General features: G+C 56.6%; 15 protein-coding genes, 1 pseudogene and 1 riboswitch. Of the genes and pseudogenes, 10 read left to right on the top strand and 6 right to left on the bottom strand.

Features of this window, described 5'->3' with window-relative positions:
• Nucleotides 1-3: 3 nt before the first annotated feature.
• Nucleotides 4-945 (bottom strand): FecR family protein, encoded by a 942-nt coding sequence (locus tag ACQZ6D_RS17855; RefSeq protein WP_025591610.1) that lies wholly within the window; start codon nucleotides 943-945, stop codon nucleotides 4-6.
• 32 nt (nucleotides 946-977) lie between these two features.
• Nucleotides 978-1,490 (bottom strand): RNA polymerase sigma factor, encoded by a 513-nt coding sequence (locus ACQZ6D_RS17860; RefSeq protein ID WP_003517117.1) that lies wholly within the window; start codon nucleotides 1,488-1,490, stop codon nucleotides 978-980.
• A 49-nt stretch (nucleotides 1,491-1,539) separates the two neighbouring features.
• Between ACQZ6D_RS17860 and ACQZ6D_RS17865 the strand changes: the two genes are divergently transcribed.
• From ACQZ6D_RS17865 to ACQZ6D_RS17895, 7 genes and pseudogenes are all read left to right on the top strand, one after another.
• The gene (locus ACQZ6D_RS17865; RefSeq protein ID WP_127966286.1) at nucleotides 1,540-2,046 is read left to right on the top strand and encodes a hypothetical protein; all 507 of its coding nucleotides are present in this window, start codon (nucleotides 1,540-1,542) and stop codon (nucleotides 2,044-2,046) included.
• Nucleotides 2,047-2,103: 57 nt separating this feature from the next.
• Nucleotides 2,104-3,558, top strand: a complete 1,455-nt coding sequence (locus tag ACQZ6D_RS17870; protein WP_448730358.1) for an HlyD family secretion protein — start codon at nucleotides 2,104-2,106, stop codon at nucleotides 3,556-3,558.
• Between the two features lie 138 nt (nucleotides 3,559-3,696).
• Nucleotides 3,697-5,664, top strand: coding sequence for a glycosyltransferase family 2 protein (locus ACQZ6D_RS17875; RefSeq protein ID WP_448730357.1), 1,968 nt, complete (start codon nucleotides 3,697-3,699; stop codon nucleotides 5,662-5,664).
• A gap of 92 nt (nucleotides 5,665-5,756) precedes the next feature.
• The gene (locus tag ACQZ6D_RS17880) at nucleotides 5,757-7,037 is read left to right on the top strand and encodes a hypothetical protein (protein WP_448730356.1); all 1,281 of its coding nucleotides are present in this window, start codon (nucleotides 5,757-5,759) and stop codon (nucleotides 7,035-7,037) included.
• Nucleotides 7,038-7,486: 449 nt separating this feature from the next.
• Nucleotides 7,487-7,629 (top strand): annotated as a pseudogene (locus ACQZ6D_RS17885) (Fic family protein); the annotation flags it as partial.
• Between the two features lie 194 nt (nucleotides 7,630-7,823).
• Nucleotides 7,824-8,036: riboswitch (cobalamin riboswitch) on the top strand.
• Nucleotides 8,037-8,139: 103 nt separating this feature from the next.
• Nucleotides 8,140-9,117, top strand: a complete 978-nt coding sequence (locus ACQZ6D_RS17890; protein ID WP_173995370.1) for a DUF1852 domain-containing protein — start codon at nucleotides 8,140-8,142, stop codon at nucleotides 9,115-9,117.
• Nucleotides 9,118-9,141: 24 nt separating this feature from the next.
• The gene (locus ACQZ6D_RS17895; RefSeq protein ID WP_173995371.1) at nucleotides 9,142-10,170 is read left to right on the top strand and encodes a methionine synthase; all 1,029 of its coding nucleotides are present in this window, start codon (nucleotides 9,142-9,144) and stop codon (nucleotides 10,168-10,170) included.
• A 351-nt stretch (nucleotides 10,171-10,521) separates the two neighbouring features.
• On the opposite strand, the gene ACQZ6D_RS17900 is transcribed toward ACQZ6D_RS17895, so the two are convergent.
• Nucleotides 10,522-11,619 carry a helix-turn-helix domain-containing protein gene (locus tag ACQZ6D_RS17900; protein ID WP_272434434.1) on the bottom strand — a complete coding sequence of 366 codons (1,098 nt, stop codon included), beginning with the start codon at nucleotides 11,617-11,619 and terminating at the stop codon, nucleotides 10,522-10,524.
• An 86-nt stretch (nucleotides 11,620-11,705) separates the two neighbouring features.
• On the opposite strand from ACQZ6D_RS17900, the gene ACQZ6D_RS17905 reads away from it, so the two are divergent.
• From ACQZ6D_RS17905 to ACQZ6D_RS17915, 3 genes are all read left to right on the top strand, one after another.
• Nucleotides 11,706-13,091 (top strand): LLM class flavin-dependent oxidoreductase, encoded by a 1,386-nt coding sequence (locus ACQZ6D_RS17905; protein WP_065662768.1) that lies wholly within the window; start codon nucleotides 11,706-11,708, stop codon nucleotides 13,089-13,091.
• 59 nt (nucleotides 13,092-13,150) lie between these two features.
• Complete coding sequence (locus ACQZ6D_RS17910) at nucleotides 13,151-13,657, top strand: flavin reductase family protein (RefSeq protein WP_112391797.1); 507 nt, start codon at nucleotides 13,151-13,153, stop codon at nucleotides 13,655-13,657.
• A gap of 550 nt (nucleotides 13,658-14,207) precedes the next feature.
• Entirely contained in the window at nucleotides 14,208-14,762 is a 555-nt protein-coding gene (locus ACQZ6D_RS17915; protein WP_448730355.1) for a peroxiredoxin, read from the top strand.
• On the opposite strand, the gene ACQZ6D_RS17920 is transcribed toward ACQZ6D_RS17915, so the two are convergent.
• From ACQZ6D_RS17920 to ACQZ6D_RS17930, 3 genes are read right to left on the bottom strand one after another with little or no spacing between them, the layout of a single operon-like run.
• The gene (locus ACQZ6D_RS17920) at nucleotides 14,752-15,537 is read right to left on the bottom strand and encodes an SDR family oxidoreductase (RefSeq protein WP_448730354.1); all 786 of its coding nucleotides are present in this window, start codon (nucleotides 15,535-15,537) and stop codon (nucleotides 14,752-14,754) included. The genes ACQZ6D_RS17915 and ACQZ6D_RS17920 overlap by 11 nt on opposite strands.
• Nucleotides 15,538-15,560: 23 nt before the next feature.
• Nucleotides 15,561-16,520: a sugar-binding transcriptional regulator gene (locus ACQZ6D_RS17925; protein ID WP_013637520.1), complete on the bottom strand. Its 960-nt coding sequence runs from the start codon at nucleotides 16,518-16,520 to the stop codon at nucleotides 15,561-15,563.
• 20 nt (nucleotides 16,521-16,540) lie between these two features.
• Nucleotides 16,541-18,010 (bottom strand): FGGY family carbohydrate kinase, encoded by a 1,470-nt coding sequence (locus ACQZ6D_RS17930; RefSeq protein WP_448730353.1) that lies wholly within the window; start codon nucleotides 18,008-18,010, stop codon nucleotides 16,541-16,543.
• Between the last annotated feature and the right edge of the window lie 49 nt (nucleotides 18,011-18,059).

The raw sequence follows: 18,059 nt of genomic DNA on the forward strand, positions 1-18,059 counted from the left end.
TTTTTATTGCGGATAGATCAACGTCAGCAAAGGCGAGTAGCTCGCAATACGGATAGGCAGGCCGTGCTCCAGACTTTCCAGTATCCGACCGGCCCTGCGCACGTCCACGATGATGCTGATCGGCCGGCGGGCCAGGGCTCTGTCCATGACAATCATCTTGCCGTAGCGCCATTTTGACAGGGCAGCAACGACATCCTCGAACGGAGCCGAGATGAAAACGAGCCTTCCGCTTCGCCACGAGAGTCTCGTCTCAATATCCGTCTGTGATGGCACCGACAGTTTGTCATTGGCGAAAAGCACGGACTGCCCCTCCTGGACGATCCGCTCTTGGCTCAACGATGAGACCTTTACCGTGTGTTCTGCAACCGCGACGACGATACCTTCCTCATGCATCCCAACGGAAAACTGAGTGCCAAGCGCTAAAGCTCTGAGGTCCTTACAATCAACAGAGAACGGTCGAGCAGCGTCCCGCGCGACGGTGAAAAACGCTTCGCCTTGTTGTAAAATGACGTGTCGCTGGCCCGCCGTGAAATTTAACGATATGGCGCTCGCCGTCGACAGTTCGGCAACCGATCCGTCGGGCAAGGAAAAGCGCGCGGTCTCTCCGACGCCTGTCCGGTAATCTGTTTGCTGCCTTAAATATGCGTGCGTCCCAAGCCCGGCGGCGGTCAGGATAGCAAGTGCACCGCCGGATTTCAGGATTTTTCGCCGTCTGACAGATGCAGGGCTTGATACCTCTGGCAGGGCCGAGGCTCCAAGCCACAAACGTTCCAGTTCGGCATAGGCTCCTGCATGGGCCGGGCTTTGTTCGAGCCAAACCCTGAAATTGGCACGGTCGAGTGGTGTCGCGCTGTCATCGAGAAGCAGCGCGAACCATTCGGCTGCACGGCGTGATATCTCTGGATCATTGTCAGGACAGTGCTCCTGAAGGGAAAAATCCTGCATCCGCCGCCTCATTCTTAGCCGCCATGCGACTTTTAGCGCTCGTAGTTGACCTCTGCACGCAACCGCTCAAGCGCCACGACCATGTGACCAAAGACCGTTTTGGGCGATATTCCCAGTCGTTCGCCAATCTCGACATATGTCAGGCCGTCAATACGAGCGAGGATAAAAACCTGCTGGGCGCGGGCAGGCATGTGTTCCAGTGCGGCCTGAACGCGAAGCAGTTCCTGACGGCTGATGGTAGCTGCTTCCGCAGATGGTGCGGGATCACGAATGGATTCAAGGCCTTCGATCCCGTCGACAAAGGGGGCGATCTTGCGGCGGCGTTCGTGATCAAGCGCAAGATTGCGGCCGGTAATCATGAAATAGGCTGCCAGGTCGACAACGTCACGTAACAGGCCCGGCCGTTCCCAAAAGCGAAGAAAAGTATCCTGAAGGAGATCGGCAGTTGTCGCCGGGCAATGGACCCGACGGTAGATGACACGCATCAGACGAGAGCGTACGCCCATAAAGGTCTCGAGGATTTCAGGGTGTTTTGCGCTTTCCATGAAAACGCTGCTACCATTGGCTCGGGATCAAATCAAGATAAGATGAAATTTGCAATCAAGTTTTTACGCCGCCAAGCGCTTGCGTATTGCAGCTGATTTGATCGGCTCGCCATTGATGCTTGTGATGCCCAGCAGCAATCTGCTCTTCGCAGAGCCTTCTCCGTACCCGGCGAAGGCGGAACCGACGCCATGCCGAATGTTACAGCTTGGCGTGTTGCCAGGACCAGATCTTGTTCCGACCCCTTTTTGGCTACCGCGAATACTGACCTGTGGACGCCGGCCTATCGAAAGTTGGATATGGGAAACCAGACTCGTGCCGGTGCCTTGGCAAGCGGATGCTTCTATAGGTTGCATCTTGCGCGGCGGGGTGAGAGCCCGCGTAATAACCAGATGCCATTTAAAAGGCACAGCTGATACGAAACGATTGAAATTTAGCTCTGTAGTTTTTCGTGGACGAGTTTTTGCGATTTCAACGCTGGCAGATGCCTATGATTTAGGCGATATCGAAAAATTTATTAATGCAATCTTAACGATGTTGCGTCGCAAAAAAACTTAGTGAACTATTTTAATACTGCGGGAGGAAAGGCTGTTCAACAAAACAGGAGTTGATATCATGCTGTTCCGCAATAGAGACAAAGAAGTGCGCCAAAGTGCGTCGGTGAAGCTGGCCTCCTATACTGTCCTTGGCGTTGTCGCCACGGTGTTTTCATCTTCCGTGTTTCCGCCGGTCTTCACATCCCAGACGAACCGCGCCCTCATCAATGCACCAGTCATTCCGCTGACGACACCGATCAGCGGTGTGGTAAAGATATCCGACAAGAACGGTAAGGCTGCTATTGAAAACGACAAGGTCGACAATACCACGCTCATCGGCCTGAAGGTGCAATTGGCAGCACTCGATAATGAACTTCGCCAGAAGAACGGAATTATTGGCGACTATGCCAGCCGCATCGACGATTTGAACAGGGATCTTGCCAGTCAGCAGGCGGCGTTACTGCAAAGAACCGAGTCTGACCTACAGGCAGCCAATGCAGCCTTGCAGATGGTGACCTATTCGACCCGAATTGCAAAAGCGGAAGCCACGCGAAAACAGAAGCTGATGGCGAAGGGGATGTATTCTGGAATCGGAGAGGATATAGCGGACACAATACAACTTGAAGATACAAAGCTGCAGGCTGCCAGAGTCGCCGTTGACAAACTCACCAAGGAAATGAACTTCGCGCGCCAAGGCATCTATATCGGCTCCGATTTGCAATCGCTGCAAAATCTTCAGCAGGAAATTCGCACACGGTCCGCAGATCTGCTGCAGATCCGGATGCAGATGACCACCATGCAGACGCGCAAAAGCGAGCTCGAAACGCTGGCATCGGCGGAGAGCGCACGTATTGAAAGGCTGACCCGCGCCGATCTTTCCATTCCACCGGGCACAACGCTCTACAAGCCCGTGGCTGCGACCGGCCGTGAAGTGGTTGCAGGCGACACGCTGGCGGAGGCGCTTGACTGCCGCAACGCTTTCGTCGTGGCGATTTTTTCAGAGCGTCAGGCACAGGCGCTTTCCGTCGGTTCTCGGGTGAAGGTGAGTTCCGATGCCTGGGCGGAAGAATCCGATGGGGTGGTGGAGCGCTTGGTGCCACGTACTACCGAACGTGTCGACCTCGATTATGCCGTGCCCTTTCCACCAACAGAGCGGCGAGAGCTCTACGCCTATATTCGCATGGACAGCAGGGCACAGGAAAAATTGACCGAGAACGGCGCCTGTTCGGTCGGCACGTGGGTGAGTGTGAGCCTGCCGCGCGAGTGGCTCGGCAAAACCCGGAATTATGTGCATGAAGCATCAGCCAGCCTGTTCCAGTTTGCAAAGACCTCCGTCAGCGAATTGCCGGATGTCAGGCAGGCCGCATGGGCACTGATCGAAAAGTCGCGTGATACGCTATCCGCACACACTGGTATCGAGTGGCCCCAACAGCGGCCGGACGTGCCTGGCCGGGCACATCAGCCCGATATCATCACCCAGCACCCTTTCGGCAATACGGATGCCACCGGAAAGGCACCGCGCACCCAATCCTGACACCCGCATGGATTGGACGGGCCCCTGCGGGAGTGCGATGCAAACCCGCAGGGCGACCCACCACCTGTTTAAGACACTCGAAGCAACCTCATTCACGCGCGGCGTGCCGCGCGCCTGACCAACCATGAGGATAAGTCGATGTATTTCAGCCCTGATGGCGATGTTCAGTCGGCACTCTACGTCAATCTTGTCATCGCCCTTTGCGCGATCCTGTTTACCATACTGGCCGACCCGCGCAGGGTCCTGGACCGGTTGGCCTTCAGTGCGATTATGCTGCTGTCTCTTGGCCTTTACATATTTTGGCGCGCCACCGATACGCTGCCACCCTTCGAGCTTTCTCTGGAGACTGCCTGGAATTACATTTATTTCACCTTCGAGCTGATCTCCGTTCTTTACGCCATCGGCTCGATCCTGATCCTGACGAGGCGGACGGACTGGTCTTTTCTGGCTGATAGAGGGGAAGCCGCGATTGCAAATAATTCCGATGCGCCACTCGTCGACGTCTTTATCTGCACCTACAACGAACCTTTGAATGTCCTTGAGAAGTCGGTTATCGCGGCCCAGGCCATGCAATATCCGCAGCTTCGTGTTTTTGTCTGCGACGACACGCGCAGGCCGGAAGTGCGGGACTATTGCGAGACGGTCGGCGTCAATTATGTGACGCGCCCGGACAATAGACATGCCAAGGCGGGAAATCTGAACAATGCACTTGAACACACCAATGCGCTGCCACAGGTTTCCGATTTCATCATGGTTCTGGATGCGGACTTCGCGCCACAGGCCAACTTCCTTCGTCGCGTAACCGGTCTTTTCGCCGATCCCAAGGTAGCGGTTGTGCAGACACCGCAATTTTACTTTAATTGCGACCCAATCCAGCACAACCTCGGCATCCGCAATTCCTTCGTCGATGATCAACGTGTATTCTTTGATGTATTCCAGCCGGCCAAGGACGCGGTCGGTTGCGCTTTCTGCGTCGGGACGAGTTTTGTCGTGCGGCGTGCGGCGGTCAACGAGCTCGGCGGGTTTCCGCATGATGCACTTTCCGAAGATATGCTGCTGACCTACCGCCTGATGGAGCGAGGTTACGTCACACGCTGGCTCAACGAAAAACTCAGTGTCGGTCTATCGGCTGAGGGCCTGCCAGAATATATCACGCAACGCACGCGGTGGTGCCTGGGCACCATTCAGATCGGCCTTCTGCGGACGGGACCATTGTGGCGTGGCAAGTTCACGCTGACACAAAGGCTGCATTATCTGCACGGGCTGTTTTGCTGGCTGTCGAAGCCTTTCATTCTCTGCCTGTTGCTGGCACCATCGATCTACTGGCTGACAGGCGTTTCCGCCCTCCAGGCCGACGAGCTGATGTTCATGAAATTTGGACTGTCGTCACTGGCTTTGTTTTGGGCCTACTCCACCTGGATATCGGGAAAACGCACCCTACCGCTGTTCACCGAAGTGACGCATGCGCTGACCGCTGTTCCCATCACCATCACCTTGTTTCAGGCTATGCGCAAACCCTTCGGACGTCCCTTTAAAGTCACGGAGAAAGGTGGTGACCGGTCACAGGTGCGCATTCATGGGCCTACAGCGCTATTTTTCGCAATCGTCACCGTCACCTCCGCGGTTTCAGTTCTGCTCGCCGTTTACGCATGGGACGCCCCTGTAGAATTTTCGGCGCGAGATTGTCTCAACCTCATCTGGTCGGCGGTCGCTATGGTGATTGCCTTCACCAGCCTCATCTGCTGCATTGAATTACCACGTGTCGACAAGGAAGAGCCGATCGGCGTGGATCTCGAAGGCCGTTTGCAGTGCGCAAGCGAGGTGAAGGCGGTACGGATCGTGGCGCTTTCGACCGAAACCGCGACCCTGGCGGATTTCAACCGGTCTTACGCCGAGGCAGAGTCCCTGTACGTGCCCGATGTGGGCTGGGTGCAGATCGATGCAACGAAGGTGTCGCAAACGCCCGGCAAATTCACTCTCACCCCCACTGCCGACCAGCATCGTGCAATCTTGAGGCTGCTTTTCCGCAATGCGCCCGAAAATGTCGCGGAACAGGGCGACCTGTTGAAATCCATGCAGATGTTACTCGCAAGGGCCTTCAGCTAAGACAATTCGCGCCAAAACCGGGACCGTGCTCGACGTAAACCGCAAGCTCGAGGCGGGCTTGTTTGGAAAAGCGCCCACAAAACGGAAAACTCATGTCTGTCAAATCGATCATCGCGACAGTTCTCATGACCTGCTTCACAACAGGAGTGGTCGCTGGTGGCGATGGGCGCACCGGTTCCGGATCAGTTCGCGACCGCCTTGCTGTTAGCTTGTGCGCGGGTCTCGTTGGGAAGATGGACAGATCCACCACCCCCTTCGTATTTCGGAGCTTTGAGCCTGCACCGGGTGGCAAAGCGCTTGATCCCGCTCTTTCAAATGCGGGTTTCACCTATGACAATGCCCTGGCGACGATTGCCCTTTTTTCCTGTGGCAACGATACCGAGGCAAAAAGGGTTGCCGATGCGCTGCTGCTCGCCGTCAACAATGATCGCTATTACAGCGATGGCCGCCTGCGCAACGCCTACCGTTCCGGCCCCGTTGCGAACGAAAACGATGCTATGCTTTTGCCCGGTTTTTGGAGTGAGGCCAGCAAGACGTGGGTCGAGGATGACTATCAGGTCGGCAGCGCAACGGGCAACCTGGCCTGGGCGGCACTTGCGCTTCTCACTGCCAGTGAACGATTAAGCAATCCGTCCTATGTGCAGGCAGCGACCAAACTCATGCGCTGGATCGATGCGCATACGGCGGGCGTCCGCGATATCGGCTACACAGGTGGCACATTCGGTCATGAGCCTGCACCGGCCAAACTCGAGTGGAAATCGACGGAACATAATCTCGATGTGTATGCCGTTGCGGGTTGGCTCGCCGAAATTGAGGGCGCGCGCGCCTGGCAGGCGATGCGGGACAAAACACGCAAATTTCTTGATGCGATGTGGAATGAGCAGCAGGGACGGTTTTACGTCGGCAGCCTACCCGGAAGCGACACACCCAACTCGAGCCAGTCCGGAATAGATTCCGAGCTCTGGCCCATTCTCGCCGTGCCGGAGTTTCGGGGCCGCAGTGGGCGTGTTCTGCATTGGGTTGATCGGCATTATGCGGTTGCGGGAGGTTTTGATTTTAACGACGATCGGGATGGTGTGTGGCTGGAAGGTACGGCCCAGGCCGCGCTGACATTTCAGCAGGTCGGCGATGCCGAGCGGGCCGAGGCACTGCTTGCCACCATCGCCGCACAAATATCTCCCGATAACCTGATCTACGCGACAGTCGGGGACGAACTGACGACCGGGCTGATGATCGGGCCGACCTCGACATTTGCCGACTTCAAATATTTCAGGTTGCCGCATGTTGGCGCCACTGCCTGGGCAATCCTTGCAGCGAAAGGCTGGAACCCTTTTCTTCGAAAAAGCGGTTGTATTCGTCTTTGTGAGGGATAACTGTCCGTCTCGGCGGCAGCAGGAGGATATTGCTCCAGGCCGTTGCGCCGGAGATTGGAAACGGGGACGCATGACGCTGCTCAAAGCGGCGAAAAGCGTAAAACCGCAACGTTGACTGCCGACTAGCAGTTCCAGTGATTCAAGCCTGACGGTACGATTAACGAAGCCGAATACCGCCCACTGCCAGACCTGTCAGATGCCGGGTGCGGATCGGAACTTCCTGTGCACCTTCAACGACATGGGGCCGTTCGAAGGCCCGAGCACAAATTCGGCGGTGCTGATGCGGATACGCGTCCGTGATGTTATCGGCCCGCAATTTAAGGGTGCTTGCCTTCGCTCATTCGCTATTTAATTCAAACGCCGATTCCTTTATTAGCGCTGCGCCGGCACAGTAGGGCATGTTCGGATAGCATCCCAACCTCCGGCGAGGCCGCTTCAATGAAACGCCTGTGGCAGGCGAAATCATGCGCGCCTTCTAGCTGCCCCAATTGCCTCCTGAACCGTCGATCGACGTACTGGCTCTTCTGGAGCGACTAAGTCTGGCGGAACGCGCTCTGGGCGCCTAGACGGTATCACCAGGCTGCTCCCGCGCTAGGAACTATTCGTGGTGTGGTCTGATCCTTTCAACTGCGTGGAGCGAGACGTTTGCCACGGTCAGGTCCGCGTATGTGAGAATCGCCTGACAACGCCGAATGCAACCTACTCGGTCGGAACCGACAATGGAAACGTAGACTTAAGGACATAAAGATATCGTTATATGATGTTGACCGATGACGTGGCTTACAATATGGTCGTCACGCCTAAGGTTCCCCAGTCGTTGCACGCAACGTGCCGGGGCTAAGAGGGAAGTCGGTGCTCCGTGTCATGCGGAAAAGCCGACGCTGCCCCCGCAACTGTAAGCGGCGAGCTGAAGTCCAATATGTCACTGGTTTACCCCGGGAAGACGGACGGAAGTGATGATCCGTGAGCCAGGAGACCTGCCTTTGGTGAAGTAACGTCCACGGGCGGGGTGTCCCAGTGTGCCGTAGCAAAGGCTGCATTGTCGCGGCCTGTCTTGCTATGCGTCCGCAGACCCATGCCCCCAACTTTATAGGGGCACAACATGTCTCAGACCTGCATTTTTACGATCACGAGCGTACCCTTCGATGAGGACTATCGTCCTTCAGAAAATACGCGCATCACCACCAATTTCGCCAATCTGGCCAGGGGCGAAAAGCGGCAGGAAAACCTGCGCAATGTCATGCGCATGATCGACAGCCGCTTCAACGCCCTCGCGCACTGGGATAATCCCAAATCGGACCGATACTCGGTCGAGTTGGAGATCATTTCGGTCGACATGAGCTTCGATGTCGCAGGTGAAAAATTTCCCCTCATCGAGATACTGAAGACGACGATCATCGATCACAAAACCAGTGAACGTATCGACGGCATTGTGGGGAATAACTTCTCCTCCTATGTGCGAGACTACGACTTCAGCATTGTGCTGCCGGAGCATAACAAGAGCGTTCCTGCCCTCAGCATTCCGGCCGACTTCGGCGACCTGCATGGAAACCTGTTCAAGTCTTTTCTGCGGTCGGATGCCTACCGCTCGTACTTTCGCAAGCCGCCGGTCATTTGCATCAGCGCCTCGACCAGCAAGACCTATTACCGGACCGAAAATCATCACCCCGTCATGGGCGTCGAATACCGGCAGAATGGGTTCTCGTCCACCGACCAGTATTTCGGGAAAATGGGATTGCAGGTTCGCTACTTCATGCCTGCAGGCAGCGTTGCGCCGTTGGCGTTCTACTTTGTTGGGGACTTGCTGGGCGACTACTCCAATATTGAGCTAATCGGCGTCATCAGCACGATGGAAACGTTTCAGAGAATTTATCGCCCCGAAATCTACAATGCGAACGCAGCAGCCGGGACATTTTACCAGCCCAACCTGAAGCACCAGGACTATTCGCTGACCCGGGTCATTTACGATCGCGACGAACGAAATCGCTTGGCGGTGGATCAGGGTAAGTTCACCGAAAAACACTTCATTAAGCCATACCGCGCCGTCCTTGAGCAATTGTTTGCTCACCGCCCCGCCTGAGCATCACTTAGAAGAGGTCCCACCGTGAAGAAACTTCTCCCCACATCGACTGCTGGCAGCCTGCCGAAACCCTCCTGGCTTGCGCAGCCCGAAAAACTGTGGTCGCCCTGGAAGCTGGAGGGCGAGGAATTACTGGAAGGCAAGAGAGATGCCCTGCGCCTTTCACTGGACGATCAGCGACAGGCCGGCATCGACATCGTCAGTGATGGCGAGCAAACACGCCAACATTTCGTCACGACTTTCATCGACCACCTCGACGGGGTCGATTTTGCAAAACGCGAGACAGTCAGAATTCGCGATCGCTACGATGCGAGTGTCCCGACAGTCGTCGGCGCCGTGTCTCGCCAGAAGTCCGTGTTCGTCGAAGACGCCAAGTTTTTGCGCCAGCAGACCAAACAACCCATCAAATGGGCGTTGCCGGGTCCGATGACGATGATCGATACTCTCTTTGACGGCCATTATAAGAGCCGTGAAAAGCTTGCCTGGGAATTTGCCGGGATACTCAACGAGGAAGCAAAGGAATTGGAGGCTGCCGGCGTCGATATCATCCAGTTCGACGAACCTGCCTTCAACGTTTTCTTTGACGATGTGAATGACTGGGGTGTTGCCACTTTGGACAAGGCAATTGAAGGGCTGAAGTGCGAGACCGCCGTCCATATCTGCTACGGTTACGGCATAAAGGCCAATACGGATTGGAAAAAGACACTCGGGTCAGAATGGCGGCAGTATGAGGAAACTCTCCCCAAGCTGCAGAAATCCGGCATCGGTATGATCTCCCTCGAATGCCACAATTCTCATGTCCCAATGGATCTTCTGGAACTTGTTCGAGGTAAGAAAGTCATGGTCGGGGCCATCGATGTGGCAAGCAATACCATCGAAACCCCGGAGGAAGTCGCTGCAACGCTGCGCAAGGCGCTTAAGTTTGTCGACGCAGATAAACTTTGCCCCTGCACCAATTGCGGCATGGCCCCCCTGTCTCGTCGTGTGGCAAGAGACAAGCTGAATTCCTTGAGCGCAGGAGCTGAGATCGTCCGAAGAGAGCTCACTGTTTAGTTTTTTGATAGTCTGAACCTGCGGATGGCAGCCGTTCGCCGCCACCGCGCCCATCGCGACAAACGCTGGGAGACTTACGAATGGCTATAAGGTCACGGCGCGGATCATCCTGAAGGCTTCGACGGATGTCCGCCTCTTGGCGCAAAGCTGCCAAGACGGCCTGTTCAAGCCGGCAATTCCGAAGAGCAGGTCGTCGCCAGATTAGAAAATTTACACATTCATTACAACTCAACTGAGGATTTGATGGTTTTGATCCTGTCGAGGGTTAAGACAAGTCGCTTGCCATGTAAGTCCGTCGCTATCCACCGTCCACGAACCCGTCTACGTCAAACGGGTGCTGCTTGCTTTGCACTACTGCACTCGATATTCGCGTGGCGCGACACCGAACTGGTTCCGAAACGATCGGCTGAAATGCGAGAGGTCATTGAATCCCCATCGGAAAGCAATCTCTCCAATAGAGCTGCCACTTTTGGTACGCAGATCGTCCGCGCATTTTTGCAACCTTTGCCGAAGTAAAAACTGGCTGAATGTCTCGCCGCTGTCTTCCAGCAGTCGGTGAACATAGCGAACCGAAATGCGGAAATGTTCGGCTGCCTTCGCCGGTGTCAGTGCCGGGTCTGCCGCATGCGAAGTGATGTAGTTGATCAGGGAAAAAGCGAGCTGATTGCGCAATGTCCCCCTCGCTCGGTCTCGCTCGCGATCGGATACGCCGAGAACCAGCGCAACCAATTCCACCAGATGGTTGGTGATGGATAAGGACGCGACGGCGTCGAGATGCTCGGCATTCATCGCAATCGATGACAGATAGTCGGTCGCAAGACCCGCGAGTGGATCACTGCTGCTTATTTTAGTGGCCATCAGTCTGTCGGGTTGCTTCAGAAGAGGCTGCAGAATTGCCTTGGGAATGCGGAACGAATGCTGGGTCCAACTGTCGCTGCAGTAATCGTTGATATATGGCTCGGTCGAATCGACGATCGAGAAATCACCGTGCTGCAAGAGCGCTTCCCTGCCGTTCTGCATCATCCGGCAGTGACCTTCCACTTGTAGATTGAGGAAGTACACCTGTTCGGGCATTCGGCTGATTTCCTGCCTGCGGCGATGAATTTTTTGCCTGCTCGACGAAATTGTCGTGACGTTGATCGAGTTTAGCAGCTTGGCACGAACGTGGCCGAAAAACGGGGCATGGCCTTCTGTTGTCGAGTTCAAAGCGACGTATTCCTGGCAGAGCACCTCTTTCCAGAAAGGGAAACGGTCCTTCTGCGGCAATTCGGTTGCGTTCCAGACAGTCATTTCCAGCGCCTCCGTCAGCGACCATTTTCGCAATGATGACGCAAAAAACATGCCAAGCAATCTTCGTCTGCTGGCACGATCGACCCGAACCGGGGTCATTCCGCAGTCTTCGGGCATGAAGATGATGAATGCCTTTATGGCCAGTGTCACTTTGCGCACAGAAACTGTTCACTGTGAGCCAAGACGCATGTTGCGTTGCGGCATAGGCTTGTTTCCGGGAACAAAGACAACAAACAGGAGAAGCTATGCGCAAGCGTCTGATATTCAATTGCTTTACCATGAACGTCCCTTCGCACATCTACCACGGGACGTGGCGGCATCCGAAAAATGAGCTGGCCAATTTCAACGATTTCGCAACATGGGCCAACCTCGTCAAGAAGCTGGAGCAGGGTAGATTCGACGCCATCTTCTTTGCCGATATCCTGGGCATCGATCCCGCCTATGACGGGAAGTGGGATGCATACTTCCAGCAAGGCCTTCACATGCCTTGCAACGACACCTTTACTCTCTGCGCTGCTTTGGCGGGCGTGACGACGGATCTGGGGCTTGTCTTTACGAGTTCTCTTCTTTCCGAACACCCATTTGCGTTTGCCAAGAAGGCATCGACCCTCGATCACATCAGCGGCGGCCGCATCGGCTGGAACATCGTCACGAGCGTGACCGACAACGCAGCACGGAATTTCGGTTTCGACAAGATCGTTCCCCACGATCAGCGCTATGACTGGGCGGATGAATATATGGACGTGCTTTATAAGCTCTGGGAGGGCTCCTGGGACGCAGATGCAATGATTGCGGACCGCGAAAGCGGCGTCTTCAGCGACCACACCAAGGTGCACCGCATCAACCATCAGGGTGAGCGCTACAGGGTGCAGGGGCCGCATCTAGTCAGCCCCTCGCCACAGCGCACGCCGATGTTATATCAGGCAGGCGCCTCGAAGCGCGGAAGCAAGTTTGCGGCGCAGCATGCCGAAGGGACATTCGTGCTCTATCCAAATGTGAACGGAGCCCGTATCGGCATCGCCGGCACCAAGCAAGTGGCCAGCCAGGCAGGTCGGGGCCCTGACGATCTCAAGTTCATCCAGGGACTGTCCTTCGTTGTCGGCAGCACGATGGAGGAAGCAGAACGCAAGGCGAGGGAAATTGACGAATGGGTCAGCTATGAGGGTCTGGCCGCACATGTCAGCCGCGACATGGGAGTCGATCTTTCACACATGGAGCCTGACAAGCCGATTGACGAGTCGGGTCTGGATGGATTGCAGGGTTATGCCCGTATGATTGAGATGGGCAAGCCCGAGGGCGAGAAGGCTACTGTCAAGGATCTGGCAAACGCGCTCTCCTACAATTGCCGTATCGTGGGAACTCCCGAATCCATCGCGGATGAATTGGAGCAGTGGCAGGATGCCGGTGTCGATGGCATTAACATGATATGCCAACTTCACCCTGATACGTTCGTCGATTTTATCGATCACGTCACGCCGGTACTTCAACAACGCGGGCTTGCGCAAAGCGAATATGCGGAAGGAACGCTCCGCGAAAAGCTTTTCGGGCGGGGATCGCTTCTCCCTGAAAATCATCCTGGCGCTTCCTATCGAAGCGCATTTAGCGGGCAGTCCCTCGACGCTGCCGAGTAAGGCATCACGGACCCGGCTTTGTCCGGGTCCTCGTTTGTCCCTAATCCATGGATGAAAAAATGTTGGTAAATACTCTAACGCGAGCGGATGCACTGAGTTTCAAAGATGCCATGGCGATGATGGCAGCTGCGGTGCAGGTTGTGACAACAGACGGCAGCGCAGGACGTGCAGGCCTGACCGTCACCGCAGCTTGCTCGGTCTGCCAGGAGCCGCCAAGGCTACTGGTCTGCGTGAATACCAAGGCATCGGCGCACGCGGCCATTCTAGACAATGGGCGGCTAAGCCTAAACCTCCTTTCGAACGAGCATAGTGAAATCGCTGCGGCATTTGGTGGAAAAGTGCCGCCAGAGAAGCGCTTCGAACTGGGAGAATGGACATCGGACGAACTGGGGCAGCCCTTGCTCGAAGGCGCATGCGCGCATTTCAGCTGTTCAGTTCACGAGGTGCTTCAATCGGGAACGCACACGATTTTTGTGTGTAACGTTCATTTCGCGAAGGGCAACAAGGGTCGCTCTCCTCTCCTGTATTTCGATCGCAATATGACCACGCTGCTGCAATTTGCATAGCGCCGCACAAAGCATGTATTGATTGGCAGTTGGCCTGTGTCTTCCCAATCGCACGGAGATCTCTCATCCTGACCGGCATCATCCGTGCGATTGCAAGCTTACCGTGCGCTTTGCCACACATTGCCCCTTCGGCAATATCAGCGTGGTCGATCTGAACCTCCAGCGGACGATTATATTCGTCGTTCGACTGGCAGGCACCCTGCTGGCGTAGATGATAGCTTTGAAGGCGATAGCTCTACAGTAGTACGATCAATGGTTCGGTTCTGTTCAAGTCGTTCAGGCATTGCGAGAGTGCGGATTCGGTATCGACACAGGCAAGGTTCAGCGGGAAAATTAGTTTCCGTTTTATCGGCTGCCGCCATTTCTATTGGCCAGAGACTTGGCAATCGGTGACTTTGCCAAATCGAATGAAGGCGTGGCGTTCGTATTCCATCAAGGCTGAAGACGCGTATCGCTACGGCAGCTTTGCACCTGCGCACAAGACATTGCGGTAGTATGAAAATCGGCTAACTTCGCAACGTCGACAGACAGGAAGAGCGACGAGGTGGCAATGATTGAACCCGGCGGGGATGAGCAATTAGTTACCCCACGTGACGACGGAGCAGCCAGGCATTTACCCGGGATGGAGTTGCCTGGCATTGGTTTGGCTGCGACGGATGGCACGACCGTCGATCTGCGTGAGCCGGGGTTAACCGTGGTCTATGCTTACCCCCGGACAAGCCCGCCCGGAGGAAAGGCGATTGACGGATGGGACGCAATACCCGGCGCGAGGGGATGTACACCACAGTCCTGTGCCTTTCGTGATCATTTCGCTGAACTGAAGGCATTGGGAGCAACGCGTCTGTTTGGCCTTTCTACGCAGACCACGGAGTATCAGCGAGAGGCAGCAGAGCGGCTTCACCTGCCGTTTCCTCTGCTTTCCGATCATTCACTCCTTCTGGTGTCAGCCCTTCGCCTTCCAACTTTCCAGGCTGGAGGCCTGACACTGCTCAAGAGGCTCACGCTGGTTATCGAAACGGGCGTTATCAAGCATGTCTTTTACCCGGTCCATCCGCCAGAGAAGAACGCAGATGCCGTCATCGATTGGTTGAGTGCTACGACATGATCAGCCCGCCATCGACATTAATTGTCTGGCCGGTGATGTAGGCCGCATCCTCGGAGGCGAGAAACGCCACCAAGGCTGCCACTTCGGCTGGTGTTCCTGCGCGGCGCATTGGAATGTTGCGCACCCATTCGGCCATGAGTTCGCCGGGCTTGTAGTCACCGAGCATCTGGCCCCAGACTCGGTCGTTATAATCCCACATTTCGGTGTGGATGATGCCGGGGCAAATGGCGTTGACGGTGATGCCTTCGGGCGCCAGTTCCTTTGCCAGACTTTGCGTGAGGCCGACGACGCCGAATTTTGAAGCGGCGTAGTGGGGGGTATAAATAAATCCCTGACGGGCCTGGCCGGAGGCGGTGTTAACCAGGCGGCCCTTGGTGCCACTTGCGCGGAAGCGGCGGATCGCCTCCTGGCAGCACAGGAACGCGCCCTTGGTGTTGACATCGAGGTTGAAATCCCACTGTTCCTGCGTCAGCTCCTCGATCTTGGAGATGGTGATGACGCCGGCGTTCTGGACCGAGATGGAAAGGGGACCGATTGCCTCTTCGGCTGCGCCATAGGCCTCGCGCACCGCCGCCGCATCCCGCACATCGAGGATCACGCCATAGGTGACTGAGCCGGTTTCGTCCGCCAGCTTTTTGGCGGCGTCATTGGTGTCCTTGTCGACAGAGGCGATGGCGACTTTCGCGCCTTCCTCGGCAAAACGGCGGGCGATGCCGTAACCGATGCCCTTGTTGCCTCCAGTCACGAATACGGATTGACCTTCAAAGCGCCTCATGTCTCCTCCTTATGGGATAACGGCTATGTTTCTGTGCCGACCAGTCGTTCGGCGGTGAATTTGTCGGTGACAAGGACATCGATCACGCCGGTTCTGAGCGCACCGGCGATCGCCTCGGTTTTTTTCGAGCCGCCGGCGAGTGCAATGACGCGGTCGACATTGGAGAGGTTCTCCAGCGGAAGGCCTATGACCCGGTCATCGAGCGGTGTCTTGACGGGCTTGCCGTCCTTGTCGAAGAACCTGAGCGAAATATCGCCCACGGCGCCCGCCTGTGCGAGATCGGCAAGCTCCTTGGCGGAAAAGATATTGCCGGAACGTGCAAGAAGCTCCGATGGCTCGACGGCACCGACACCGACGATGGCGAGCGTGATCGAACCGAAAAGATCGATGGTTTCGCGCACGAAGGGATCGGCCAGCATTAAAAGCTTCGCCTCTCGAGAGGTGGCGACGCCGGGGACCGGCAGCAATTTCGGTTCGGCCTCCGTCAGCCGCGCCAGCCGGGTGGTGATCTGGGTCGCGTGCGTCTGCACGGAAGGATCGCCCATGCCGCCCAGCGTCTGGACGATGTAACGCGCTTTGGCGCCCTTCAGCGGATGGATGTTTTCCACCATCTTGAAGATCGTCTGGCTCCAGCTGGAAACGCCGATGATCTCGTTTTGCGACAGCGTCACCTCGAGAAAATGCGCGGCAGCCTCGCCGATGCGGGCCATGATCGCGCCGTCGCGATCCTCGCTGCAATCGACGACAATGGCTTCCGGCAGATCGAAGCGTTCGCGAAGCTGTGCTTCAAGATCGCTATAGGTACCGGGCGGCGGAATGATGCTGGTGCGCACGATACCTTCCGTTTCGGCACGCTTCAGCATGCGCGAGACGGTGGCCTGCGAAAGATTGAGATGTTCGGCAATCTCCGCCTGCCGCCTGTGCTCGCTAAAATACATCTGCGCCACGCGGGATATCATCCGAAGTTCGTTGATCCTGCCCATAAGCCCTCCAGGGTGAATTTTTATTCACCCTTACCCGACGTCACAGGTAACGTCGAGCGCGCAATCGCGTCGCGCCAGACGGCAAGCCGTTGCCTGCCGTCACCGGACGAAGGCGCGATGGCGTTGCCGTGACTGTTGAGCGCGGCGATGGCGTCGAGATCGCTCCATAGACCGAGGGCGAGGCCGGCAAGATAGGCCGCGCCAAGCGCGGAGGCTTCCGGCGCGTCACGCTGGATGACGGGGTGGTCCAGCATGTCGGCGACGCATTGCATGAGGAAACGGTTCTGGCTCGGTCCCCCATCCACGAACAGCTGTCCGAAGCCGGAGGGCGACTGCGCGCTCATGGTCGAGAAGACGTCATAAACCTGAAAGGCGATGGAATCGGTAACGGCGCGGGCCATCTGCGCGCGACTTGTGCTGAAATTGATCTGCGAAAATAGCGCGCGGCAATTGGAATCCCAATAGGGCGCGCCAAGGCCGACAAAGGCCGGGACGAAACCGGGGCCATCTGGTTCAGCGGTCGCGGCAAGCTCCACAAGAGATGCGACATCTGGCAGGCCGAGAATGTCCGTCATCCACGGCAGGGAGGCGGCAGACACAAGAATATTGCCCTCGAACGCGAAAGTCGGCTTGCCGTGAAGCCTCCAGGCAACTGTCGTCGTGATGCCGCGCTCTGGCGCGATGAAATGCGGCAGGGTCGTCATCACCGATGAGCCGGTGCCGAACGTCACCTTGCCGTCACCGGGATTGAAGGCGCCGTGGCCGAAGAGGGCGGCGTGGCTGTCGCCGACGGCAGCCAGAATAGGCGTTCCGTCCGCGATGCCGGGAACACCTGATGTCACGCCGAAGTCGCCGCTGCTGTCGCGCGGGTCGGGCAGGGCGCTGATGTCGATGCCAAAAAGGTCACAAAGCTCTTCGCTCCACACCTGCCGGTTGAGATCGAGCACCTGGCTTCGGGCCGCGTTGGAGGCGTCGCAGGCATGCACCTTGCCGCCGGTCAGGCAGTGGATCAGCCAGCTATCGATGGTGCCGAGGCGAAGGCTGCGGCCCTTCGGCGCACGCTCCAACAGCCAGCGCATCTTGGCGCCGGGAAACATCGGGTCAATAGGCAGGCCGGTCAGCGCCATGACACGTTCGGAATGGCCCTTGCTGATGAGATCGGTGCATTCCTGCGCGGTGCGACGGCATTGCCAGCTCAAGACCGGGCCAAGCGGCTCGCCTGTTTCGCCGTCCCAGATCGTCACCGATTCGCGCTGGTTGGAAATGGCGATGGCTTCAATGCTGACGGCAGAGGGCGCCGAAGACAGGCAGGCGGAAATCGCTTCGCGCACCGAGGCCCAGATACGGTTCGGATCCTGCTCCACCCAGCCGGGCTGCGGATAGGTGATGCCGACCGGCGATGAACCGCGCGCCAGCAATTCTCCTGTTTCAGAAACGAGAATGGCCTTGGAATTGGTGGTGCCCTGATCGATGGACAGAATGGCGCGCATCACTTGAGTTCTTTCGTCGGCAGTTTTTTCGTTTCAGCCTTGCGGTGAT

The sequence above is a fragment of the Agrobacterium sp. 22-3639C2 genome (assembly GCF_053522105.1).